The organism is Thiocystis violacea, assembly GCF_016583575.1.
GTDB classification, from domain to species: domain Bacteria; phylum Pseudomonadota; class Gammaproteobacteria; order Chromatiales; family Chromatiaceae; genus Thiocystis; species Thiocystis violacea.
Genome location: NZ_NRRG01000049.1, coordinates 1 through 24,969 on the forward strand (window position 1 = coordinate 1; position 24,969 = coordinate 24,969).

19 protein-coding genes are annotated in these 24,969 nt (G+C 64.6%); 12 read left to right on the forward strand and 7 right to left on the reverse strand.

Annotated elements, in window-relative coordinates:
- The first annotated feature begins 138 nt into the window (after positions 1-138).
- The gene (locus CKO27_RS18830) at positions 139-465 is read left to right on the forward strand and encodes a DUF190 domain-containing protein (RefSeq protein WP_200376466.1); all 327 of its coding nucleotides are present in this window, start codon (positions 139-141) and stop codon (positions 463-465) included.
- Positions 466-482: 17 nt separating this feature from the next.
- On the opposite strand, the gene CKO27_RS18835 is transcribed toward CKO27_RS18830, so the two are convergent.
- Positions 483-905: an FUN14 domain-containing protein gene (locus tag CKO27_RS18835; RefSeq protein WP_200376467.1), complete on the reverse strand. Its 423-nt coding sequence runs from the start codon at positions 903-905 to the stop codon at positions 483-485.
- Positions 906-1,275: 370 nt separating this feature from the next.
- Here CKO27_RS18835 and CKO27_RS18840 point away from each other — a divergent pair, with 370 nt between their 5' ends.
- A complete protein-coding gene (locus tag CKO27_RS18840) occupies positions 1,276-1,839 on the forward strand; it encodes a hypothetical protein (RefSeq protein ID WP_200376468.1) in 564 nt (187 codons plus the stop codon).
- A 110-nt stretch (positions 1,840-1,949) separates the two neighbouring features.
- Here the strand turns inward: CKO27_RS18840 and CKO27_RS18845 are convergent, their stop codons facing one another.
- From CKO27_RS18845 to CKO27_RS18855, 3 genes are all read right to left on the reverse strand, one after another.
- On the reverse strand, positions 1,950-2,396 hold the full coding sequence (locus CKO27_RS18845) for a sulfur globule family protein (protein ID WP_200376469.1): 447 nt from the start codon (positions 2,394-2,396) through the stop codon (positions 1,950-1,952).
- A 573-nt stretch (positions 2,397-2,969) separates the two neighbouring features.
- Positions 2,970-4,532, reverse strand: coding sequence for an AmpG family muropeptide MFS transporter (locus CKO27_RS18850; RefSeq protein WP_200376470.1), 1,563 nt, complete (start codon positions 4,530-4,532; stop codon positions 2,970-2,972).
- A gap of 180 nt (positions 4,533-4,712) precedes the next feature.
- Positions 4,713-6,974 carry an NADP-dependent malic enzyme gene (locus tag CKO27_RS18855; protein WP_200376471.1) on the reverse strand — a complete coding sequence of 754 codons (2,262 nt, stop codon included), beginning with the start codon at positions 6,972-6,974 and terminating at the stop codon, positions 4,713-4,715.
- 344 nt (positions 6,975-7,318) lie between these two features.
- On the opposite strand from CKO27_RS18855, the gene CKO27_RS18860 reads away from it, so the two are divergent.
- The 7 genes from CKO27_RS18860 to CKO27_RS18890 all read left to right on the forward strand — a co-directional run bounded on the left by CKO27_RS18860 (position 7,319) and on the right by CKO27_RS18890 (position 15,194).
- Positions 7,319-9,253: an NADH-quinone oxidoreductase subunit 5 family protein gene (locus tag CKO27_RS18860; RefSeq protein WP_200376472.1), complete on the forward strand. Its 1,935-nt coding sequence runs from the start codon at positions 7,319-7,321 to the stop codon at positions 9,251-9,253.
- A complete protein-coding gene (locus tag CKO27_RS18865; RefSeq protein ID WP_200376473.1) occupies positions 9,250-10,110 on the forward strand; it encodes an NADH-quinone oxidoreductase subunit H in 861 nt (286 codons plus the stop codon). The genes CKO27_RS18860 and CKO27_RS18865 overlap by 4 nt, the downstream gene beginning before the upstream one ends.
- A 4-nt stretch (positions 10,111-10,114) precedes the next feature.
- Entirely contained in the window at positions 10,115-10,564 is a 450-nt protein-coding gene (locus tag CKO27_RS18870) for an NADH-quinone oxidoreductase subunit B family protein (RefSeq protein WP_200376474.1), read from the forward strand.
- Entirely contained in the window at positions 10,561-11,001 is a 441-nt protein-coding gene (locus CKO27_RS18875) for an NADH-quinone oxidoreductase subunit C (RefSeq protein ID WP_200376475.1), read from the forward strand. Before CKO27_RS18870 ends, CKO27_RS18875 begins: the two co-directional genes overlap by 4 nt.
- Before the next feature lie 3 nt (positions 11,002-11,004).
- A complete protein-coding gene (locus tag CKO27_RS18880) occupies positions 11,005-12,087 on the forward strand; it encodes a hydrogenase large subunit (protein WP_200376476.1) in 1,083 nt (360 codons plus the stop codon).
- Between the two features lie 4 nt (positions 12,088-12,091).
- Positions 12,092-12,472 carry a 4Fe-4S binding protein gene (locus CKO27_RS18885; RefSeq protein ID WP_200376477.1) on the forward strand — a complete coding sequence of 127 codons (381 nt, stop codon included), beginning with the start codon at positions 12,092-12,094 and terminating at the stop codon, positions 12,470-12,472.
- A 685-nt stretch (positions 12,473-13,157) separates the two neighbouring features.
- A complete protein-coding gene (locus CKO27_RS18890) occupies positions 13,158-15,194 on the forward strand; it encodes a sodium-translocating pyrophosphatase (protein WP_200376478.1) in 2,037 nt (678 codons plus the stop codon).
- 109 nt (positions 15,195-15,303) lie between these two features.
- Here the strand turns inward: CKO27_RS18890 and CKO27_RS18895 are convergent, their stop codons facing one another.
- Complete coding sequence (locus tag CKO27_RS18895) at positions 15,304-16,668, reverse strand: YhjD/YihY/BrkB family envelope integrity protein (RefSeq protein WP_200376479.1); 1,365 nt, start codon at positions 16,666-16,668, stop codon at positions 15,304-15,306.
- A gap of 289 nt (positions 16,669-16,957) precedes the next feature.
- Here CKO27_RS18895 and dnaE point away from each other — a divergent pair, with 289 nt between their 5' ends.
- From dnaE to CKO27_RS18910, 3 genes are all read left to right on the forward strand, one after another.
- A complete protein-coding gene (dnaE, locus tag CKO27_RS18900; RefSeq protein ID WP_200376480.1) occupies positions 16,958-20,536 on the forward strand; it encodes a DNA polymerase III subunit alpha in 3,579 nt (1,192 codons plus the stop codon).
- Positions 20,537-20,642: 106 nt separating this feature from the next.
- Positions 20,643-21,983: a paraquat-inducible protein A gene (locus CKO27_RS18905; protein ID WP_200376481.1), complete on the forward strand. Its 1,341-nt coding sequence runs from the start codon at positions 20,643-20,645 to the stop codon at positions 21,981-21,983.
- 22 nt (positions 21,984-22,005) lie between these two features.
- Positions 22,006-22,479, forward strand: coding sequence for a hypothetical protein (locus CKO27_RS18910; RefSeq protein ID WP_200376482.1), 474 nt, complete (start codon positions 22,006-22,008; stop codon positions 22,477-22,479).
- Positions 22,480-22,491: 12 nt separating this feature from the next.
- Here CKO27_RS18910 and CKO27_RS18915 read toward each other — a convergent pair whose 3' ends face one another.
- Both CKO27_RS18915 and CKO27_RS18920 read right to left on the reverse strand, forming a co-directional pair.
- The gene (locus CKO27_RS18915) at positions 22,492-23,313 is read right to left on the reverse strand and encodes a LysM peptidoglycan-binding domain-containing protein (RefSeq protein ID WP_200376483.1); all 822 of its coding nucleotides are present in this window, start codon (positions 23,311-23,313) and stop codon (positions 22,492-22,494) included.
- Between the two features lie 57 nt (positions 23,314-23,370).
- Positions 23,371-24,732, reverse strand: coding sequence for a TrpB-like pyridoxal phosphate-dependent enzyme (locus CKO27_RS18920; protein ID WP_200376484.1), 1,362 nt, complete (start codon positions 24,730-24,732; stop codon positions 23,371-23,373).
- Positions 24,733-24,969 lie beyond the last annotated feature (237 nt).

Below are 24,969 nucleotides of genomic sequence, written 5' to 3' on the forward strand. Positions count from 1 at the left end.
TTCTCTGGGGGCTGGGGGCGATCGGGGCGCATCTTGCCGGTTCCCTGACCATGACGGCGCTCGGTCTGGGGCTGGCGCATCTGTTGATGGCGCGCCTTTGAGGCGCCATTCGACATCTCCGTTTCAGGAGGACACACCATGCAAGGCTGTTTTCTCAAGTTCTACGTGGCGGAGAGCCGCCGTCATCGTCACAAGCTGATCTATGAATGGCTGTTGGAGGAGGCCAAGACATTCGGGCTGCACGGTGGCTCGGCCTTTCGCGCCCTGGCTGGATACGGCCGGCACGGGCGTCTGCACGAGGACCATTTCTTCGAGCTGGCCGGCGATCTGCCGGTGGAAGTGGGGTTCGTGGTGACCGAGGAGGAGGCGGATCGTTTCCTCGATCACGTCGGTGCGCAAGGCTTGAGTCTGTTCTATCTGCGTGTCCCGGTGGAGTCGGGTTTCACCAACGGGCGCGGATCCTGAGGGGGAGGGCGGCCGGGCTAGAACTTCAGACCCAGCGCCAGGCCAGCGAGAAAGGACGCGGCGCTGGTCAGGTTATCTCCGACGAAGCCGAAGAATACGCCCGCGCCGGCCCCCATCCAATCGGCCCAGCCATCGTAGTGGACTTCGAGTCCGCTCCAATTCACATCGAGGAGACCGGCGAATTGCAACGCGAAGGTCGCCAGAAGAATGAGACCGATCACGAACAGCGCGATCTTGAAGGCGACCTTGAGCGCGAAGCCCATCGCCAATCCAATCATGAAGGAGAAGCCGAGCTTGAGGAAGAACAGCTCGCTGAAGAGCGCGCCGTCGCTGGTCGTGGGCGGAGCCTCGGCGGCCTTGAGGGTCGATGCCTGAACCAAGGCGAAGGCGAGCGACAACCGCGACGGAAAGGCGGGGACGATGGCGGCGGGAGAGAACATGACGGGGGGCTCATTCGACAGGGTGCGCGAAGGGTGCCACGAATCCGCGCCACTGTCATGCCGGCCGCGTCAGGCTGTTAGTGCCTGGTCTCGAATTTGCTTATGACTCACCCGCGCCTTGAAAACCTGACCGCGGCGGGCTCGTGGTCGTGGGGCAAGACCTGTCGCTCCCGGCTAGGAGCCTGATCGCAAGCGGCCTTGCCGGCAAGCGCGCATCCATTCCAGCGTGGTCGCCGCGCTGTCGGGTTTGTCGTCAAGATGACAAACGCGCGCGGTCTGGCGAATCCCCGACCCGGCGTTCGAAGCCTGGCGGTGGGGCTCGCCACGGGCTCATGCCATTTATTTCCATACCGAGGGAGACGATTCCGCGATGATGCTCGAAACCTATGAAAAAGAAGAACGCTTTTGGCTCAAGACGCTGTTTGGCGCGACCAGCAAACCTGGGTTGCTGGCCTTCCGGGGCGAGTTCGTCGTGCTGGAAGGTGAACTCAAGTCGGTCGCCGGCAAGCGCGCTCCGCCCAAGGCGCTGATCAAGCAGGCGGTATTGCTGGCGGATACCGACAAGCTGCATCTGGTGGCAGGCAATTTCGCGAGCGTCGAGGAATTGCCGGAGTTCGTGGCCCATTTCAAGGGCGATCTCGCCGCCGATGCCGTTCCGCTCTTCTATATCGATAACCTGGCCGAGAATTGCCAGGTCGAGATCGAGGGACAGCGCTACGTCTTGATCCAGTTCCACGAAGGTCTGGTTTGGAACGAGCTGATGGAAGCCTTCTACGTGGACAAGGCGGATCTGAAGGGGATGTCGGGGGAGGACAAGGTCGTCGTGGTCCACGAGGCGAGCAAGGACTATCGGCCGGACTATCCGCTCAAGACCCTGGAGGACGTCCTAGCGACCAAGACCGACGCCAAGCGGATGGGCTGGGGAGCGGTCTGAACGGGAGTGGCGTGGATTAGCGAGAAGGAAGGCCGGCCTTGCGTCGGCCACCGGCGGTCAACTCGCGGGGAGCTGACCGCCGGTGCCCTCGGCAATCCGGCGCTAGCGCCTTATTGCGCGGGCACGCCCTGCGGCGGGACCGGCGCGGGCATCTGCTGAGGCATCATCCCGTAGGGAGCGCCGTAACCCTGCGGGGCGCCGTAACCGTAAGGCATGCCACCACCGTAGCCGTAAGGCGCGCCGTAGCCGCCGTAGGGTGCTCCGTAGCCATAGGGCGCGCCGTAGCCATAGGGCGCGCCGTAGCCTTCGCCGTAACCATAGCCGTTGCCACGGCCATAGCCGCGACCATAGCCACGGCCACTTCCGCCGCCACTCATGTTCATGTTGAAGTCGCCGGAACCGTCACCGAACATGTCGCCCATGTTGTCCCACATGCCGTTGCCGTTGCCATAGCCGGGACCGCCGCCGCCCGGACCCCACCAGGCATTCGCGGTAAAAGAAACGCTGGCCATACCAACTACGGCCGCAAGGCCGGCGTACTTAACGATGTTTTTCATTGTCATTACCTTTGTCATGAAACGTAGTGGAAATGCTGTGAACCAGCGTTTCCAGCAGGGCGGAATGCCCCGTCCTCCCCAACAGCGATGAGGCGTCAAAGATACATCGATCCGCGAGTTCGGTCTCGCTTAGATCGCCAGCCGACTCGATTCAGGAGTGAAATCAGATCAGCGTCCCCTCGGGGCGACTTTGAAGCGTGTATAAAGTCTGGTCCGTACAGCCAGGAATCAAGGTGCCAATGAAGCCGACACGAGAGGATGCCTGGCGGGGCCTGAGCCAAGACCTGATGGAAATCGTGAAGACCTTCCAAAATAGACCTTGTGTTGACGCATGCCGCCGGATGGCTGGATACGCCAATAATGTGAATTCGTTCGAACGGGACGTTTGAGGGTTTGATGGCGCGTCATCTGAGTGAATATTACTCGGGCGAGACGAAAAGCCCGTTCGTTGTCGATAACCGACAATATTAGTATAGGCTACTATTCTGCTTTTTCGCAAGCTAATAACCATCGGGCGCGGAAAGCATCGCGCGCGCGGGCGAGGCACGGCTGATGGTTCCGTTGCTGGCCTCGTCACCCTGGTTTCGCATGGCCGTCTATGGCGAGTCGCTTACCCGCGATCCAAACCAAGACAATAACCGGCACCCCGATCAAGCAAGTGAAGACGAAGAACCCCGGATAGCCAACCCCGTTGACGATGGTCCCCGAGTAGCCGCCCAATAGCTTGGGCAGCAGGGTCATGAGCGAACTGAAAATGGCGTACTGCACGGCGGTGAAGGACACGCTGGTCAGGCTCGACAGGAAGGCGACGAAGGCCGCGCTGGCGAGCCCAGCCACCAGATTGTCCGCGCCGACCGCGATATAGAGCAGAACCAGATTGGCGCCGGCATTGGCCAGGGCGATGAAGATGAGCTGGGCCGCCGACGACAGGATGGCACCGAGCATGAGGATGCGCATCACGCCATAGCGGGTCGCCAGCAGTCCGCCGAGCAATCCGCCCGCGATGCTGACGAAGACGCCGAAGGTCTTGACCGCCGTGGCGATCTGGGACTTGGTGAAGCCGAGATCCTGGTAGAAGACATTGGATATGACCCCGAGCACGATGTCCGAGATCCGATAGAGTCCGATCAGCGCCAGCAGCAGAAGCGCGGTCTTGAGTCCGTAGCGACGGAAGAAATCCAGCGCCGGTTCGAGCCAGGTCTCGCGGGCCATGACCCGGTTGATGGCGCCCAGGGTCACCAGTGTCCAGCCGACCGCGACGGCGGCGCTCACCGCCAGCACGAAATGCAGCATCTCCAGCAGGAAGCCGGTCAGCGCGCCGCCACCGGCGGATGTCTTCAGCGCGCTGAAAAAGGCGTCGCCCAGGAAGAAGACCATCGCGAAGGTGGCCGCCGTGACCGCGAAGACGGCCAGCAGACGCAGATAATCCGTGGGTGCGTAGTGATGGTCGCCGGAGCGATCGGTCACCGGTTCGCGGATCCTCAGGGTCGTGATCAGTCCGACCAGCATGGTGCTGGCCATGATGAGATAGGTCGTGCGCCAGGCCATGTAGTCGTAGGCGCCGGCCTCCGAGCCGAAGAGATCGGCTAGATAGAGGGCGCCAGCGCCCGCCACGACCATGCCGATGCGGTAACCGGCGATATAGGTGGAGGACATGAGCGCCTGGAGTCGCGGCGCGGCGGATTCGATCCGGTAGGCATCGATCACGATGTCCTGGGTCGCCGCCGAGAAGCCGAGCATCACGGCGGCCAGCGCCATCCAGGTCAGGCTGTCGCCGCCGGTCGCGGGGTCGACGTGGGCCATGAGCAGGATGGCGACGATGATCGAGGTTTGGGCGACCAGCAACCAGGCCCGGCGCCGGCCGAACCAGCGGGTCAGAAAGGGCACGGGCAGGCGGTCGACCAGGGGTGCCCAGATGAATTTGAACGAAAAGGCGAGGGCGGCCCAACTGAAGAAGGTCACCGCGTTGCGTTCGATCCCGGCCTCGCGCAGCCACAGCGACAGGGAAGAGAAGATCAGGAGCAGCGGGATCCCGGCCGAGAAGCCGAGAAAGAGCATGCTGACGACGCCTGGGTCGAGGAGCTCCCGGCCGGTCTGTTTCCAGCTCCTGGGCTCGGTCTGCGTTGACGGATTCATCGAGCGATCGCTGCGTCCTTTGGAGAGGGGGCCGCCATGTGGGCGTTGAGGACAGGCCGCTGGCCTGCCTCGAAGGCGAGAAGGGCGCGAGGATACAGGGATGGTCCGAGCGGCTCAAGGCGCCCTTCGCGGACCGCGCCTCATCCATGAGGCGCGGTCCAGGGCTTCGGTGAATCCCCCTCAGGCGGCCTGGACGACGGCCAACGCGGTCATGTTGAGCAGCCCGCGCACGGAGGTGCTCGGGGTGACGACATGGGCGGCGTGCGCGGTCCCGAGCAGCATGGGGCCAAAGGCGCCGCCCTCGTTCATGGTGCGCAGCAGGTTGAAGGCGATATTGGCCGCGTCCTGATTGGGCATGATGAGCAGATTGGCGCGTCCGGTCAGGCGCGAGTCGGGGAAGCGCGCCTGGCGTCCGATCGCATCGAAGGCCAGGTTGGCGTGCATCTCGCCCTCGACCTCCAGTTCGGGATCTTGTCCGCGCAGCAACCGCAGCGCCTCGGTCATTTTGGTCGCGGCCGGCGAGTCGTCGCTGCCGAAGTTGGAGTGCGAGACGAAGGCGACCTTGGGTTCCAGGCCGAAGCGCTTGACCTCGGCCGCGCACAGCCGGGTGATCTCCGCCAGATCATCGGCGCTCGGGTCGGTCTGGACATAGGTGTCGGCGATGAAGAGCGGACCGGAGCGCAGCACCACGGCGTTCATGGCCGTGAGCTTGCGCACGCCGGGGGCGGTTCCGATCGCCTCCTCGACATGCTTGAGATGACGGGCGTAGCGTCCGACCAGCCCGCAGATCATGGCATCCGCGTCGCCGCAGCGGACCATGGTCGCGGCCAGCACGGTCGGATCGTTGCGGATGTACTCGCGCGCCTCGTCCGGGGCATAGCCGCGCCGCTTGACCTGGGCGTAGAAGGTTTGCCAGTGGGTCTCGAAGTTGGCGTTCTCGCAGGGGATGACGAGGTCGAAATCGCGATCCGGGCGGATGCTCAGACCCAACTCGCCGAGCCGGTTGCCGATCACCTCGGGGCGTCCGATCAGCATCGGCCGGGCGATGCCCTCCGTCACCGCCTGCTGCGCGACCTGGAGCACCCGTTCGTCCTCGCCCTCGGCGAACACCACCCGCTTGGGGGCCACGCGCGCCTGGTCGAAGACCGGCTTCATGGTCATGCCGGTGCGATAGGCGCGATGGTTCAGCGACTGGCGGTAGGCGTCCAGATCCGCGATCGGCCGGGTCGCCACGCCGCTTTCCATGGCCGCGCGCGCCACCGCCGGAGCCAGATGCTCCATCAGGCGCGGATCGAAGGGCTTGGGGATGAGGTACTCGGGGCCGAACTGGAGCTGCTGCCCGCCGTAGGCCGCGCGCACGATGTCCGAGGGCTCGGCCATGGCCAGATCGGCGATGGCGCGTACGCAGGCGATCTTCATCGCCTCGTTGATCTCGCTGGCGCCACAGTCGAGCGCGCCGCGAAAGATGAAGGGGAAGCAGAGGACGTTGTTGACCTGATTCGGATAGTCCGAGCGGCCGGTGGCGATGATGGCGTCCGGGCGCGCCGCGCGGGCGAGATCGGGCATGATCTCTGGCACCGGATTGGCGAGCGCCATGATGATGGGACGATCCGCCATGCGGCCCAGCCAGTCCGCCTTCAGGACGCCGGCCGCCGACAGGCCCAGGAAGATGTCCGCGCCCTCGATCACCTGCTCCAGGCGGCGCTTGTCCGTCGCGATCGCGTAGCGTCCCTTGTAGGGGTCCATCTCATCGGCGCGGCCCTGGTAGACGACGCCCGCGATGTCGGTCAGGGTGACGTTGGCCTTGGACAGACCCATCTCGACCAGCAGATCCACGCACGCCAGGGCGGCGGCGCCCGCGCCGGAGGTGACCAGCCGCGCCTGGCCGATGTCCTTGCCGACCACCCGCAGCCCGTTGAGGATGGCCGCGCTCACCACGATGGCGGTGCCGTGCTGATCATCGTGGAAGACCGGGATGCCCATGCGCTCCTTGAGTGCCTTCTCGATGATGAAGCACTCCGGCGCCTTGATATCTTCCAGATTGATGGCGCCGAAGGTGGGTTCGAGCCGGACGACGGTCTCGATGAATTGCTGCGGATCGCGCTCCTCGATCTCGACATCGAAGACGTCGATGTCGGCGAACTGCTTGAACAGCACCGCCTTGCCTTCCATCACCGGCTTGGAGGCCAGACTGCCGATGGCCCCCAGGCCCAGCACGGCGGTGCCGTTGGTGATGACCGCGACCAGATTGCCGCGCGAGGTATAGAGCGAGGCGGCGAGCGGATCCTTCTCGATCTCGCGGCAGGCGGCGGCGACGCCGGGCGAATAGGCGAGCGCCAGATCGCGCTGATTGGCGAGCGGCTTGGTCGCCTTGATCTCCAGCTTGCCGGGTTTGGGATAACGATGGTAATCGAGTGCGCTCTGGTCGAGATCTTCGGACATCTGGGTCTCCGGTGGTGGCTTGGTGGTAGCGCCGGACCTACTGTGCGCCTCCGCGATGTCGCATGATCATGATGCGGCGCAGCAATTCTCCGGCATCTTCTTCCCCGCTGTCCATGCATCCGTGGCTGTTGCTTCAATGTCCGTGCGCCCTTTGGCTATGGTGCGTCCATGCGGTCCAACCCGAAGCTCTCGAAATGACCGTTTAGAGTCTTGTCGGACTATGCGGTTTGAGTCGCGAGCGATACCATGCAGCTCGCTCGGCCCTGTTGGTTCGCGCCGTCAGCGGCTCGCGTTGCAAGGCTGCCGCGATCCGTCGACGGATTCTTCGCTCCAAGGAGCACAAGATGTACTCGATCAGCTTCCTCATCGGTTTTTCCCTGCTCGCGGGATTCGCGGTCGCCGCGTCTCCGGATGTCGAGACCCGTTCACGCCGTGTGCGACTCTCCGCGTCGGTCATCGCGTTGGCCTCGGTCCTTCTGGCCCTGTTTCATCTCGCCTCCGGACCTGAATTCTTTGCCCTGAGCCCTGGTGTCCTGCACGTCCTCGACTGGATGTTCACCATCGGCGGCGTCGGGCTGGCGCTCGTCCTGCTCTATTTCTGCCGGCGCATCGTGGCGCGGGAGTGGTACATCCCGGTGCTCGTCGTGCTCCAGACCGGGCTGATGTTGAGCGCCGAGTTTGCCGAAGTGACCCCCGAGGTCGCGCATCCCTTCTATATCGACAGCTTCACCGTGCTCATGACCCTGATCGTGGGCGTGGTGGGCGGGCTGATCTGCATCCATGCCATTCGCTACATGCAGGATTATCACGCGCATGAGAAGACGGTGCCGAACCGGCAGGCCGCCTTCTATTTCATGCTGTTCCTCTTCCTGGCCTCGATGTTCGGCATCGTCTTCTCCAATCATCTCCTCTGGCTGTTCTTCTTCTGGGAGGTGACGACGCTCTGTTCCTTCTGGCTGATCGCCTACTCGGGGACGGACGAGGCGGTCCGCAACGGCTTTCGCGCGCTGGGACTCAATCTGATCGGCGGCGTCTCCTTCGCGGCGGCGATCGCCTGGCTGACCTTCGGGCCTGGGTTGCATACCTGGGAATTGGACCAGCTCATCGCCGCGGGCAGCGCCATGGCCCTGATTCCGGCCGTGCTGATCGCGGTGGCGGGGCTGGCCAAGTCGGCGCAGTTGCCTTTTTCGTCCTGGCTGCTGGGGGCCATGGTCGCGCCGACGCCCGTCTCCGCCCTGCTGCATTCGAGCACCATGGTCAAGGCGGGCGTCTTCCTGCTGGTGAAACTGTCGCCGGTCTTTTATGACACCTACGCGGGTCTGCTGCTGTCGCTCATCGGCGGCGTGACCTTCCTGGTGACCTCGCTGGTCGCGGTCAATCAGCGCAACGCTAAGCTGGTGCTGGCCTATTCGACTATCGCCAACCTGGGTCTGATTGTCATGTGCGCGGGAGTCGGCACGGCCGGGGCCATGTGGGCGGCGATCCTGCTGATTCTGTTCCACGCGGTGGCCAAGGCGCTGATGTTCCTCGCCGTGGGCACCACCGAGCATCTGATCGGCAGTCGCGATATCGAGGACATGGAAGGGCTGGTCTACCGGCGTCCGGCGATGGCCGCCATGATGCTGGTCGGCATCCTGGGCATGTTCCTGGCCCCCTTCGGGATGCTCTTGAGCAAATACACCAGTTTCCAGGCGTTCCTGAGCATGGATGTGATGCTGGGCGATGGCCTGATGCTGGCAACCATCCTGGCCTTCGGCAGCGCCCCGACGCTCTTCTTCTGGAGTAAATGGATGGGCAAGCTGGTGGCCATGCCGCGCCGCTTACCGCCAGGCACGGATCCGATCCCGCGTGACGAGGCGATCGCGCTGGTATCCCTGACCCTGATCACCTATGTGGCCTGCGCGCTCTTCCCGCTGGCCGATAAGGTCTTTGTCATCCCCTATACCGACTATCTGGGCGCCCTGGGGCTGATTCCGGTCGTCGCGGCGAGCATTCCCTGGGACAACATCGCCATCATGAGCCTGATGTTGGCCGGTCTCTTTCTGATGCCGCTGGCCTTCTGGCTGCGACCGCCGCGACACGCGGAGGTGAGCGGTTATCTGAGCGGCGCGAACGTGTCCGGGAGCGCCTCCTATCGCGGGGCCATGGGCGTCGAGCGGGTCGTCGAGAGCCGGGGCTACTATCTGTCGGGCTTCATCCGTGAGGACATCATGATGCGCTATGGAATGCTCGGGGCCGGCGTGCTGATCGTCGTGATGGTGGGAGGGGTCGCACTGTGAATACGCCTACCTGGTTGCTCGCGTTCGGTTTCATCCTGCTGGGTCCACTGGTCGGCGCGCTGCTCGCCGGCCTCGACCGTCGGCTGACGGCGCGGATGCAGTCGCGGCAGGGTCCGCCGCTGCTGCAACCCATCTACGATGTCCTCAAGCTGTTCGAAAAGGACACCCTGGTGGTGACGGGGCTCCAGACGCTCTATCTCTGGGGTTTCCTCTTTTTCATGGTGGTCTCGGGTTTCATCATCTTCCTGGGCGGCGATCTGCTGCTGAGCGTCTTCGCGCTCACGGTATCGGGGATTTTTCTCTGTCTCGCCGCCTACTCGACCAACTCGCCCTACAGCAACGTCGGCTCCTCGCGCGAGCTGATGCTGATGATGGCCTACGAGCCGATGCTGATCCTGGTGCCGCTCGGCTTCTATCTGGTGGCGGACAGCTTCCGTGTCTCCGACATCGTGGCGGGCAGTCCCTGGCAGGTGCTGCAACTGTCCGGAATCCTGATCGGCTTCCTGTTCGTGCTGACCATCAAGCTGCGCAAGTCGCCCTTCGATCTCAGTTCCTCGCACCACGGTCATCAGGAACTGGTCAAGGGCATCACGACCGATTTCTCGGGGAGCGACCTGGCGCTGGTGGAGATCGCCCATTGGTACGAGAACACCATCCTGCTGGCCTGGCTCTATCTGTTCTTCGCCCCGCTCGGGCTGGCGGTGGCCTTACCCCTGGCTTTCGTGCTCTTTTTCGCCGAGGTTCTGGTGGACAATACCCACGCCCGCCTCAAGTGGTCCAGTACGCTCAAGGCGTCCTGGTTGGTCACGATCGTCTTCGGCGTGACCAACCTCATGCTTCTTCCACTGATGACCTGACATCATGAGCTTCCTGAAAAAATCTCCCTGGGTTCTCCATTACGCGGCGACGAGCTGCAATGGCTGCGATATCGAGCTGCTGGCCTGTCTGACGCCGACCTACGACGTGGAGCGGTTCGGGATCGTCAACACCGGCAACCCCAAGCACGCGGACATCTTCCTGGTCACCGGCTCGGTGAACGAGGAGTCGCGCAAGGTGGTCGAAAATCTCTATGCCCAGATGCCGGACCCCAAGGTGGTGGTCGCGATCGGCGCCTGCGCCCTGAGCGGCGGCATCTTCCGCGATGCCTACAACGTCTATGGCGGCATCGATAAGGTGATCCCGGTCGATGTCTACGTACCCGGCTGCGCGGCGCGCCCGGAGAGCATCATCGACGGGATCGTCAAGGCGCTCGACATCCTGGAGGAGCGGGCCAAGGAGCGTAAACGTCAACGTAAGGTGGTACCGGCATGAGTCTCGACGAGCCTTTCAACGATCTTCCGCTCGATCAATGGGTGTCGACGGCGGAACGCCATCGCGCCGATGGAGCCCGACTGGTGCAGATGACCGGCACCGCGCGCGGGGACCATTTCGAGATCATGATCAGCTACGACAAGGATTATCGCTGCGCCAACTACCGCACGCGGATTCCACGCGACCAGCCGGAGCTGCCCAGTCTCAGCGGTGTCTTCCTGGCCGCCTTCACCTACGAGAACGAGCTCAAGGATCTGTTCGGTATTTCCGTGCCGGGGCTGGCGGTGGATTACGGCGGCAACTTCCTGCGCACCAAGACCAAGATCCCCTTCTCGGGCGACGTGACCATCAAGAAGGAAAAACCGAAGAAACCGTCGGCGGCCCGCAAGGAGGCCAAGCCCGCGAACGCCTCGGACACATCCGGCCCGGAGGTCTGATCCATGTCGAATACCACCATCATCCCATTCGGCCCCCAGCATCCGGTGCTGCCCGAGCCCATTCACCTGGATCTGGAACTCGACGACGAACGGGTCGTTCAGGCGCTGCCCTCGATCGGCTATGTCCATCGCGGTCTGGAGCTGCTGGCCGAGCGCCATGACTTCATCGAAATGGCCAATGTCGCGGAGCGGATCTGCGGCATTTGCAGCTTCATCCACGGTCAGGGCTACTGCCAGGCCATCGAGCAATTGATGGGCGTCGAAGCCCCGCCGCGGGCCGTCTATCTGCGCACCGTCTGGGGCGAGATCTCGCGTATTCAGAGCCATATCCTCTGGCTGGGTCTGTCCGCCGACGCCCTCGGCTTCGAGAGCCTCTTCCAGCACAGTTGGCGCATCCGCGAGATGCTGGTCGACATCATCGAGGAGACCACCGGCGGGCGGGTCATCTTCGGCGTCTGCAAGGTCGGAGGCATTCGCAAGGATGTCAACGACGAGACGCTGCGCTCGGTGCGGCGGCGCATCGGCGAGATCCGGAGCGCCTTCGACGAGATCGCCAACATCTTCCGGCAAGACGCCACGGTCAAGAAACGCACCGTCGGCGTCGGTGTCCTGAGCGCCGAGGACGCCCATGCGCTGGGCGCCGTGGGTCCGGTGCTGCGCGGAAGCGGGATCGCGCGCGATATGCGCCAGCTCGGTTACGCCGCCTTCGGCGATCTGGACTGGGAGCCGGTGGTCGAGCAGGCCGGCGACTGTTATGCCCGCTGCATCGTGCGGGTGCGCGAGGTCGATCAGTCGTTCGATCTCATCACCCAGTGTCTCGATCGGATGCCCGCGGGCGAGATCAGTGTCTCGGTCAAGGGCAAGCGGCCGACCGGCGAGGCGATGTTCCGGCTGGAGCAGCCGCGCGGCGAGGTCTGCTACTACTTCAGCGCCAACGGCCAGAAGAATCTGGAGCGCTTCCGGGTGCGCACGCCCACCTTCGCCAACATCGCGCCGCTCGTGCATATGCTCAAGGGCTGCGAGCTGGCCGACGTGCCGGTCATCGTGCTGACCATCGATCCCTGTGTGAGCTGCAACGAGAGATAACGCCATGTCCTGGTCCTGGTTCCGCATTTCATCGCTGGTGACGAGGAGCGCCCTCGCCAAGCCGGCGACCCGGCTCTATCCGTTCGAGAAGCGCAAGCCCTACGCCAAGACGCGCGGTCATATCAAGTTCAAGATCAACGATTGCACCTTCTGCACCATCTGCGCCACGAAATGTCCGACGGATGCCATCGTCGCCAGCAAGAACGACAAGACCTGGGCCATCGACCACAGTCTCTGCATCCTCTGCGGCAACTGTGTCACGGATTGTCGCGAAGGCTGTATCAAGCTCAGCCCCCAACCCTGGCCACCGATGCTGACCAAGGAGGTGTTGACCTTCCGCAAGGATTACGGCGAGCCGCCGCCGGCCATCATCATGCCGCGATAAGCGGTCCGCCCCGAGATCCCCGCGCTCCACGCCGGTCGGGCTCGACGGATCCGCGCGAAGCGGATGCGTCTGGTCTTGGCCGGGCGCCCGTGTTTGGGCTGGCCTAGGCCTCCTGTGCCTGGCGCTGGCGGGATGCTCCGATCGCTGAGGGGTTGTCGGATTCCGTGTAGGCGCGATACGGTCGAGCCTGCCGACAGTCCGATGACGACGCCGCGTGAATCCGCGTCACAAGGCGACGCGACCGGCTTTTCCCTCGCCTCGACTCGACCTCTCCGCTGGTGAGCGCCGGACTTTGAGCCGTACCGACTCAATAGAAACAATTTAGGAATATTCAGGCTTGGCCCGAACGCCCGAGGCGGGCGCCGCCGATCCGCGTCAGGCTTCCGGCCGCTCTCGCGGTGTCGATATCAAGTAATTGATTGGCAAGGGACATTCCTGATCCATGCGCCGGGCCAGAAACATCCTCGCCCAGGCTCACTGGCGTTGAGGCAAGAGTGTGACCTCCGTCACGGACAAGCGCCCTTGAGAAAACGCGGATACGGAAAAAAAACGACAGGGCCTTTATGGTAAAGTTCCGTGCCCTTTTGGCGGCTGGTCGGTTCGTCCGCTGCTGTATCCCGACGTTGCGATTGCCGCCTTATTCGATCGGCTCACACCAACGAAAACCCGTAACGGGGGGATCCTAATGTCAATAGAGTTTGTCCTTTGGCTCGCAATCAGCTCCGGGGGCCTGGCCGTGATTTTCGGCATGGTCGTCGTCGGCTGGATCATTTCGCAACCCGCTGGTTCGGAGCGCATGCAGGAAATCGCCGCGGCGATTCAGGCCGGCGCCCGGGCTTATCTCAACCGGCAGTACGCCACCATCGGTATGGTCGGGGCCGTGCTCTTCGTCGTCCTCTGGCTGATGCTGGGTCTGGCGACGGCTGGCGGATTCGCGATCGGCGCCATTCTCTCGGGTCTGGCCGGCTACATCGGCATGAATGTGTCGGTCCGCGCCAACGTCCGCACGGCCCAGGCCGCGACGGTCAATCTGGAGTCCGCGCTGGCCATCGCCTTTCGCGGCGGTGCCGTGACCGGCATGCTGGTGGTCGGGCTGGGCATGCTCGGCGTGGCGGGCTATTTCGCCTTCCTGGGCGCCGATCAAGAGGCGCTGCATGCCCTGATCGGTCTGGCCTTCGGCGGATCCCTCATCTCCATCTTCGCCCGACTGGGCGGCGGTATCTTCACCAAGGGCGCGGACGTGGGCGCTGACTTGGTGGGCAAGGTCGAGGCCGGCATTCCGGAGGACGATCCGCGCAACCCGGCGGTCATCGCCGACAACGTTGGTGATAACGTCGGCGATTGCGCCGGCATGGCGGCCGACCTCTTCGAGACCTACGCGGTCACCATCATCGCCACCATGGTCCTCGGCGGCCTCATGTTCAAAGGGGCCGATGGCGCCCTGGACATGGATTACATCATGTACCCGCTCGCGCTGGGCGCGGTGTCCATCATCGCCTCCATCGTCGGTGCCTTTTTCGTCAAGGCCAACGAGGGCGGCAAGATCATGAACGCCCTCTATCGCGGCACGGCGGTCGCGGGCGGCCTGGCGTTCATCTTCTTCGCCATCGTGACCGCCTTCATCATGGGCGATCACTTCTTCCCCATGCTCTTCTGCGCCCTTGTCGGTCTGGGCTTGACCGCGGCCCTGATGCTCATCACCGAGTATTACACCGCGACCGAGTTCAAGCCGGTCCGCTACGTCGCCGAGGCGTCCCAGACCGGTCACGCCACCAATGTGATCGCCGGTCTCGCCATCTCCATGAAGTCCACCGCCCTGCCGGTGCTCGCCGTCTGCGTCGCGATCTGGGCCTCCTACCTCGCCGCCGATCTTTACGGCATCGCCATCGCGGCCACCGCCATGCTCTCGATGGCCGGCATGATCGTCGCGCTCGACGCCTACGGTCCCATCACCGACAACGCCGGCGGCATCGCCGAGATGTCCGGCCTGCCCAGCGACGTGCGCAAGATCACGGACGCCCTGGACGCGGTCGGCAATACCACCAAGGCGGTGACCAAGGGTTACGCCATCGGCTCCGCCGGTCTGGCCGCGCTGGTGCTCTTCGCGGACTACACCCACAACCTGGAGGCGGTCGGCAAGGCCCAGGAGTTCATGCTCTCCGATCCCGCCGTCATCATCGGTCTCTTCATCGGTGGCATGGTGCCCTATCTGTTCGGGGCCATGGCGATGGAGGCGGTCGGTCGCGCCGCCAGCTCGGTGGTCATCGAGGTGCGCCGTCAGTTCAAGGAAATCAAGGGCATCATGGAAGGCACGGCCAAGCCCGATTACTCGCGCGCCGTCGACCTGCTGACCCGCGCGGCCATCAAGGAGATGATCATCCCCTCGCTGCTGCCGATCCTGGTCCCGGTCGCGGTCGCCTTCGGCATGAACATCCTCATGGGTGACGGCGCCGGCATCCGCGCGCTCGGCGGCATGCTGATCGGAACCATCGTCACGGGTCTGTTCGTCGCCATCTCCATGTGCACCGGCGGCGGCGCCTGGGACAACGCCAAGAAGTATGTCGAGGAAGGCAACTTCGGCGGCAAGGGTTCGGAAACGCACCGCGCCGCCGTCACGGGCGACACCGTCGGCGACCCCTACAAGGACACCGCCGGCCCAGCGATCAACCCGCTGATCAAGATCATGAACATCGTGGCCCTGTTGCTGGTCCCCCTGCTCTGATCTGGCGCGGCTAAAAGCCTGGGATGGGACGCCCGGGCCGTCCGACAGGAGACTCCCTGTCGGACGGCGACTGATCTAGGATCCCGCTATCCGACCCAGGATAGCGGGATCACTTGGCCGACCCCGCCATCGAACCTCCGCCCTCGACCTTAAGCCCCTCGGCCAGATCCCGCAGGCCGAGGCCGTCCAGGCCCTCTTTCCGGGCCGTCTCGATCGCTGTCTCGATGCGCTGGATCGCGGGCTCCGGACTCGGGCCAGCGTGCCCGCGTTCCGCTTCTCCGTCGCGCCGCACCCACTCCAGGATATCCAGGATCGCGATGCCCTCGGGCGCTCGCGCCAGCACATAGGTGGTCGAGGTCTCGTCCGCGGTGCGCAGGATGGCGCCCGATTGCTCAAGCAGACTCAGGATCGACTGGATGTCGCGCGCCGGCAGCTTCAATCCCTTGGCGAGCGCTTCCCGATCCCAGGGCGGCTCGCCGTCGAGATGGCGCCGGGCGATCCGCGCCGCGATCGTCAGGGCCAGACGCTCGCGCAGGCGGACGCTGAGCTCGGGGTCGCGTCCGGGGGAGGCGAGGAGTTCCGGGTGCTGATGGTAGAAGGCGACGCTGGCGCCGAGGAGCAGGATCAGCCAGCCGAGATAGATCCAGATCATGAAGAGCACCAGGATCGCCAGACTGGAATAGACGGCGGTGTACTGGGTCGAGCCGGCCATGAAGGTGGCGAAGACCGCGCCGACGATCTCCCATGAAAGCCCCGCGACCAGGGCGCCGGCCAGCGCGGACGGGAGGCGTACCTGGGTATTGGGGACGAAGCGGTACACGAAGGCGAAGGTCAGCGAGATCATGAGATAGGGCGCGAGGATCCGCATGCCCTTCATCAGCTCGCCCATGGGTGTCAGCTGCATGACCGACTGGACGAGCGGGTTGCCGCCGAGCGAGGCCGAGAGTCCGACCGCAGAGAAGAAGAGCACCGGGCCGATGGTGAGCACGCTCAGATACTGGGTGAAGCGTCGCGCGAAGGGCCGGACTTCGGTGACGCGCCAGACATGATTGAACGCCTGCTCGATCTTCTGGATCAGCGAGATCACGGTGTAGAGCAGCATCGCCAGACCGAGCGAGCCCAGCACCCCAACCTGCATTCGATCCACGAAGCCGATCAATTGGGCCGTGATCTCCCGCCCGGCGTCCCCGAGCGGATCGAGCGCGTTGGCGAGCAGCGGCTCAATCTGATTGTGGACCCCGAATCCCTTGAGCACCGAGAAGCTGACCGCCAGCAGCGGAACCAGTGAAAGCAGCGTGGTATAGACCAGGCTCATGGCATGGAGCGAGAGCTGACCTTGGTGGAGGTCGCGCGACAGGGCGTGGATACCACGCCCAAGCCAGACGAACCTGGCTTGCCAGGCGGGCATCCGGTCGAGGTCGGATCCCCAGAGGAGATCCTGGAGGCGCGCGGCGATGGGGTTGGGTTGGGTCATGACTGGGTCTTGGCTTCCTGAATCCTGACGTCGAGCCTGTCGCGCTCGGCATTAATTTGAGTTCGATTCGTTCCGTTCGGCCCCCGGCCGACCGACCCGTCGCGGGCGGGCGAACCCAAGTGACGGATCCCTCAAGGCTTTCCCGAGACCCCACGCGACCGTCTCCGCGGCGCCTATCCCGAGCCCCGAATCGATGGGTTTTTCCAGCTCGGCCGAGGGCGGCGCGCCCGTTAGACTAGCCGTCCCTCGCTCCGGACACCCCCCTTCCAATCACTATCACAGGGCTCCCGTGGATCCAAGTTTCGTCCATCTGCACCTCCATTCCGAGTACTCGCTGGTCGACGGCCTGGTGCGTATCAAGCCATTGGTCAAGGCGGTCGCCGCCGCCGGGATGCCGGCGGTCGCGGTCACCGATCAGGGTAACCTCTTCTCGCTGGTACGCTTTTACAAGGCGGCCCTGGGGGCTGGACTCAAGCCGATCGCCGGGGCCGATCTCTGGGTGCGCAATCCGGAGGATCAGAACCAGCCGCACCGCGTCGTGCTGCTGGTCCAGGACGAGCCGGGCTACCGCAACCTCACCCGGCTGATCTCGCGCAGCTTCGTGGAGGGCCAGCATCTGGGGCGGCCCCAGGTCGAGCGCGACTGGATCCTGGGGGCGAGCGAGGGTCTGATCGCGCTCTCCGGCGGTCCGCGCGGCGATGTCGCCCAGGCCCTGCTCAAGGGCCGCGCGGAGGAGGCCGGCCGTCTGCTCGACGGCTGGCTCGGGGTCTTCGGCGAGCGCTATTACCTGGAGCTGATCCGCACCGGCCGCGCGCCGGAGGCCGAGCTGATCGAGTCGAGCGTCGACCTGGCCATTCGCCGGGGCGTCCCGGTCGTCGCCACCAACGATGTCCGTTTTCTCGCCGCGACCGACTTCGAGGCCCACGAGGCGCGCGTCTGCATCCACGAGGGGCGCACCCTGGACGACCCGCGTCGCCCGCGTCACTTCAGCGAGGAACAGTATCTACGAACCCCGGCGGAGATGGCCGAGCTGTTCGCCGATCTGCCCGAGGCGCTGGAGAACTCGGTCGAGATCGCCAAGCGCTGCAATCTGGAGCTGAAGCTCGGGAAGAATTATCTGCCCGCCTTCCCGGTCCCGACCGGGATGACCACCGACAGCTTCTTCGCCGAGCAGTCGCGCAAGGGACTCGCCTGGCGGCTGGAGCGTCTGTTCGATCCGACCGCGCCCGACTTTGCCGAGAAGCAGCGGCTCTACTCCGAGCGCCTTGAGCTGGAGCTGTCCGTCATCATCCAGATGGGCTTCCCCGGCTACTTCCTGATCGTCGCGGACTTCATCCAGTGGGCCAAGGACAACGGTATCCCGGTCGGCCCTGGACGCGGCTCGGGCGCCGGCTCGCTGGTCGCCTACGCGCTCAAGATCACCGATCTGGATCCGATCGAGCACGATCTGCTGTTCGAGCGCTTCCTCAATCCCGAGCGCGTCTCCATGCCCGACTTCGACGTCGACTTCTGCATGGAAGGCCGCGACCGGGTCATCGACTATGTCGCCGGCAAGTACGGCCGCGAGGCGGTCTCGCAGATCATCACCTTCGGCACCATGGCGGCCAAGGCGGTGGTGCGCGACGTCGGGCGGGTCATGGGCCACCCCTACGGCTTCGTCGACAAGATCGCCAAGATGGTCCCCTTCGAGCTGGGCATGACCCTGGAGAAGGCGCTCAAGGAGAGCGACGACCTCAAGCGGGCCTACGAGGACGACGAGGAGGTGCGCACCCTCATCGACATGGCCCGCAAGCTGGAGGGCCTGACCCGCAACGCCGGCAAGCACGCCGGCGGCGTGGTCATCGCGCCCACCCTGCTGACCGACTTCGCACCGCTCTATTGCGAGCCGGGCGGCGAGAATCTGGTGACCCAGTTCGACAAGGACGACGTCGAACAGGTCGGCCTGGTCAAGTTCGACTTCCTGGGTCTGCGCACCCTCACCATCATCGACTGGGCGCTCAAGACCATCAACGCCGGCCGCGCCCTCAAGGGCGAGCCGCCGCTCGACATCGACCGCATCGAAGCGCATGACGCGGACGCCTTCGCCCTGCTCAAGCGCTGCGAGACCACCGCCGTCTTCCAGCTCGAATCGCGCGGCATGAAGGAGCTGATCAAAAAGCTCCAGCCCGACAGCTTCGGCGACATCACCGCGCTGGTCGCGCTCTTTCGCCCCGGCCCGCTGCAATCGGGCATGGTCGACGATTTCATTGACCGCAAGCACGGACGCGCCGACGTCGCCTATCCGCATCCCGATCTGGAGCCGGTGCTCAAACCCACCTACGGCATCATCCTTTACCAGGAACAGGTGATGCAGATCGCCCAGGTGCTCGCCGGCTACTCGCTCGGCGGCGCCGACCTGCTGCGCCGTGCCATGGGCAAGAAGAAACAGTCCGAGATGGACAAGCAGCGGGCGATCTTCGAGGAGGGTTCGGTCGGGCGTGGGGTCGAGCGCGAGACAGCGACCTATATCTTTGATCTAATGGACAAATTCGCGGGTTACGGGTTCAACAAGTCACATTCAGCAGCTTACGCCCTGGTCAGCTATCAAACCCTCTGGCTCAAGGCCCACTATCCGGCGGCCTTCATGGCGGCGGTGCTCTCCGCCGATATGGACAATACCGACAAGGTCGTCACCCTGATCGACGAGTGCCGGGCGATGAAGCTCCGTGTCGAGCCGCCGGCTATCAATGGCTCCTCCTATCAGTTCACCGTTGCCGACGAAGGGACCGTCGTCTATGGTATGGGCGCGATCAAGGGCGTGGGCGAGTCGGCGATCGAGTCCATGCTGGAGGCGCGCCGCCAGGGCGGTCCCTTCCGCGACCTCTGGGATTTCTGCTGCCGTATCGATCTGCACAAGGTCAATCGTCGGGTGCTGGAGGCGCTGATCCGCGCCGGCGCCTTGGATGGCCTCGGCCCCAATCGCGCAACCCTCATGGCCCATCTGCCGCTGGCGCTCAAGGCGGCCGAGCAGCACAACGCGACCCAGGCGGCCGGTCAGAGCGATCTCTTCGGCGCGCTCGAACCCACGGCCGCGCCGGCCCCGGACCCGCAACTCATCAGCGAGGTCCGTGCCGACTGGGAGGACGAGCAGCGTCTTCAGGGCGAGAAGGAGACGCTCGGGCTCTACCTCACCGGACACCCGATCGACCGCTACGAGGACGAACTCAAGGCCATGGGCGGACCGCGCATCGCCAAGCTGCTGGAGACCGATCGCGAGCTGGGTCGCCGCGACCGGCGCGATCGCGAGAAACGCACCGTCTCCGGACTGGTGGTCAGCGTGCGCCACGGCAAGACGCCGCGCGGGCGCATGGGCTCGGTCGTACTCGACGATCGCACCGGGCGAATCGAGGCGACCGTGTTCTCCGATCTCTACGACCAGGTGCGACACCAGTTGGTCCCGGATCAGATCCTGAGCGTGACCGGCAGCCTCAATTTCGACGAGTTCCGCGACGCCTGGTCGCTGCGCGCCGATGCCGTGCGCACCTTCGAGCAGGCACGCGAGTCGGCGGCGGACCACCTGGCGTTGATCCTGGATCTGTCCGAGCCGGTCCGCTATGCCCAGGGGATCGCCAGGGTCGAGGCGCTGCGCAAGGCGCTCGCGACCTATCGCGACGGCGATTTGCCGGTGCGCCTGACCTATCGGCGACCGGGGGCCGTCGGCGAGCTGGTGCTGAGCCAGTCCTGGCGGGTGCAGCCGGCGGATGCCCTGCTGAAGCGGTTGCGCCAGCTATTGGGGGCCGAATCCGTTAAGGTGTCCTATGAGCGGCCGGCGCTTCCAGCCCCCCGGCCGGAGACACCGCCACCACCCAGACTCCTGGCCGTCTCCTAATCGGCCGGTCCGCTCATCATCCGCCCAGGCGAACATTCCATTCGCCTGAACACTGGCCTGTACCGAGACCGAACCGACAACTGACAACTGACAACTGACCGAGAGCATGCCTGGACTTTTCACCCTCAAGCGCCTTTTCGCCGTTCTTCTCTTGCTCGCCGCCTCGGTGCTGCTCGCGCAACTGGTCGGAGAGCTGAACCGCGTCAAGACGCTCAAGACGGATCTGGCCGAGATCCATCATGTTCGCTACGGTCTGCTGGACGCGGATCAGTGGGTGGGGCGGATCTCGGCCATCATCGAGCAACGGGTGAGCGCGTTCGAGCTGACGGACGCCAATCGACCCCAAATCGTCCGGGCGGTCGAGCAGGTGCTCGATACCCTTCTGGTCGAGATCGAGCGCTATCTGCGTCAGCGCAATCTCAAGGGCGGCGGAACCTGGATGGATCAGCTCCAGGGAGCCTTGCAGCAGGGGCTTCAGGACGTGCTGATCGATTTCGATAAGCTGCGCAAGAAGGTTCCTCGCTATGCCGAGGCGGTGGTCGAGCAACTTGGCACGCCCGAGGCCAAGGAGGAGATCAAGAACCAGATTCTGACGCTCATGCGTCGGACATCGGATTCCACCTTCGCCAAGGTCGACCGCTCGCCTCTGGAGCGGCTGTTCGAGCGCCACGCCTGTGTCGACGCCGGACACTGCGCCCAACGACTCCAGGACCAGATCGACGCGGCCTGGACGCCGACACGCCAGCGGCTCGGGATCCTGGTGGGTCTGGTCGGCCTCATGTTCCTGCTCTGTCTGAGCGGTTCCTCTCGCCGGGACAGGGGCGACAAGGGAGGGCTCGATCCCTTCCGACTCTTCCTGCTCACGGGCGCGACCCTGATCCTGCTGCTGGGCGGTCTACTCACGCCCATGATCGAGATCGAGGCGCGGATCAGCGAGCTGACCCTGGTATTCATGAACGAGCCGATCGTCTTCAGCGATCAGGTGCTCTATTTCCAGTCCAAAAGCCTTCTGGAGGTCGTGCGCATCCTGGCCACGACCGGCGCCGCCGACATGCTGCTGGTGGCCTTGCTCATCACGCTCTTCAGCATCATCTTCCCGGCGCTCAAGCTGATCGCGACCTATCTTTATTATTTCGATATCCGCCGGGCGCGCGACTCGGCCTCGATCCGATTCTTCGCGCTGCGCTCCGGGAAATGGTCGATGGCGGACGTACTGGTCATCGCGCTCTTCATGGCCTATATCGGTTTCGATGGCCTGGTGGAGAGTCAATTGGGCCGCCTATGGAGCGGTGGCGCCGAGGCCCCGGCGCGGCTCGGCGCGACTGTACTCACCACCAACGGTACCTCGCTGGAGCCCGGGTTCTATCTGTTCCTTGCCTTCGTGCTGGCGAGCCTGCTGCTGTCCGCCAGGCTGGAAAAAGCATTCGCCGAATCCCATCCCAACTGACCGGGCGACCGGGGAGGCCCGCGTGAAATCGATCGTCAAACCTGGGTTGCTGGCGCCTGGCCGGCGTCTTGCGTTCGTTCTGGTCACCTTGATCGCCGGCCCCGGTCTGGCGAGCGATTGGACGGGCTCGCTCCACGACGGTTCGCGGCTCGAGGTGGATCCCTCGACACACAAGGCCTGGCGTCTGGACGGGGGACAGCGGGCGCCGCTTTGGGATGGCGTGCATCGGTTGGATGACGGCTCGGTTCTGATCATTCGCGATGGGATCGCCGTGCCAAACGCCGGGATGCTGGAGACCTGGGATCAGCCAACGCCGCAACAGGTGTCGCCCGCCGTTCCGGAGGACTGCCGGGCACTCATTAGGCGCGTCTGCGGCGAGAATGAGCGGTGCGGCGCCACGGAGCCCTGTCGTCTGGCCCGTGAGCTGAGCGACATGGCGAAAGAGGCGCCATGCCGCGAGGCGCTGGGGAATGGCTTTTTCGTACCCTGTAACTGATCACGGCGAGTATCAGGGAATGACCAGCGTCATTCCCGGCGCTAGTTGGTCCGGGTCATCCAAAAGGTGGCGATTGGCCTCGAAGATGTTCCGCCACTGGGCGCTGCTCCCGTAGAAACGATTGCTGATCAGGGCCAGGCTGTCGTTGGCGCGGACGCGATAGAGGCTGCGCGCCGCCAGGACGCTGGCCAGTCTGAACTGCGAACGGTGCAACTGGGCCTCAGCCTCCCGGAGGCTCCGCGCCACGGCCGGGCTCTGGGTGCCCTCGGAATCCCGCCTAACCGCGCGAAAGGCCGCGACCGCCTCGGCGGCCGAGCGGCGTGCCTCGTCGGCGGTCAGGGTGCCGCCTTCCGCTTTCGGTAACTGGCGCTGAAGGGCCTCGACCCGCGTCCCGAGCGTTTCGTTAGTGGCTTGCAGGCTTTGCCGTTCCGCCGCGAGGCGCGCGATGACGTCCTCGCGCTCGGACAGCCGTTGCTCCAGTTCGCCTTGGGTGTCTTGCCGCGCGCGCAACTGCTCGCGCAGTTGATCGATTTCCTGCGAGCCCTCGGCGAGTCGGCGCTCGGCCTCCATCCGCGCCTGATCCGCGCCCTTGCGGGCCGCCGCCGAGTCACGCAGTTTGCCTTCCATGCCCTGCACGCGCTGCCGCAACTCATCGATCTGGCGGTGAAGCTGGTCGAGCGTCTCCATCGTCGGCGTCGCCGTCCCGGTCGGGACGGCTGGCTCGACGGCCCGGAGCTTTTCCGCCGGAATCGCCGCCAGGAGGAGAATCAGGAGCGGCCAGGGAGCGACGAGCGCCACCCGGCTGGATCCATGTCCTGATCGATGATGCCGCATCCGGGATTCTCCTCGCATGACGCTCGCTACTGGCTCCGACTCCCACTCGTCCGCGGGTCAGCCGACGGAAGGCAGACCGGCCAGGGCCATGGCGACCTCGCTCTCGGCGTAGTCGAGATCCTTGAGCTTGCCGCCCAGATAGTCGGTGTAGGCTTGCATATCGAAGTTGCCGTGACCGCTCAGGTTGAAGAGGATGGTTTTGGCCTCGCCGGTCTCGCGGCACTTCTCGGCCTCATGGATCGCGGCCTTGACCGCGTGGGTGGCCTCGGGCGCGGGGATGATGCCCTCGGCCTTGGCGAACTCGATTCCGGCCGCGAAACACGCCAACTGGTTGTAGGAGCGCGGCGCGATATAGCCGAGCTTGGCCAGATGGCTGATCTGAGGCGCCATGCCGTGATAGCGCAAGCCGCCGGCATGGAAACCGGGCGGAACGAAGGTGGAACCGAGCGTGTACATCTTGCACAGCGGCGTCAGGTGCGCGGTGTCGCCGAAGTCGTAGGCGAACAGACCCTTGGTCAGGGTCGGGCAGGCGGAGGGCTCGACCGCGATGCACTCCACCGGACGACCGCCGCGCAGTTGCTCGCCGAGATAGGGGAAGGCAATGCCCGCGAAGTTGCTGCCGCCGCCGGTGCAGCCGATGATCATGTCCGGATAGGCGTCGGCCATTTCCATCTGCTTTTGCGCCTCAAGACCGATCACGGTCTGATGCAGCAGGACGTGATTGAGCACGCTGCCGAGCGCGTACTTGGTGTCGTCGCGCTGCGCCGCCAGTTCCACCGCCTCGCTGATGGCGATGCCGAGACTGCCGGTGCTGTCCGGATGCTCGGCCAGGATGGCGCGCCCGGACTCGGTGGTGTTACTGGGGCTGGCGATGCACTGGGCGCCGAAGGTCTCCATGAAGGCACGCCGATAGGGCTTCTGGTTGTAGCTGACCTTGACCATGTAGACCAGGATCTCCAACCCGAACATGGACCCCGCCATGGCCAGCGACGATCCCCACTGACCGGCGCCGGTCTCGGTGGTGATGCGCTTGACGCCTTCCGCCTTGTTATAAAAGGCTTGGGCGATCGCAGTGTTGGCCTTGTGGCTTCCGGGAGGACTGACGCCCTCGTACTTGTAGAAGATTTTGGCCGGGGTGTTCAGCGCCTTTTCCAGCCGCCGTGCCCGATAGAGCGGGGAGGGCCGCCATTGACGCAGCACCTCGCGCACCGGCTCCGGGATCTGGATCTCACGCTCGGTGCTCATCTCCTGCTCGATGACCGCCTTGGGGAAGATGACGCCCAACTCGTCCGCCGAGATGGGCTGCTGGGTACCAGGATGCAGGACCGGATCCAGTGGCGCGGGCAGATCCGCGTTGATGTTGTACCAGAAGCGGGGAAGGTGCTGCTCGTCGAGCAGATACTTGACGGGGTCGCTCATGCTGACTCTTGGCCTCGGTGGTGAAAGGACGGCCGACGGCGTCATGGCCGCCAGCCTCGGTCGTCGACACGCAAGTGTGCCAGTTTTGGGAGCGCGCTTGTATCCCAAATCGGTTCCGTTCGGCGGCCATGGCTGGCATCATGGCCCCCTCTGTTGGGCCGGGTCGACAATCCCAAGCCCCCGGTCTTATCGTCCCTTCGATCCGCGAGCGGCGACAGGCGACACCGGCAGAGCCGG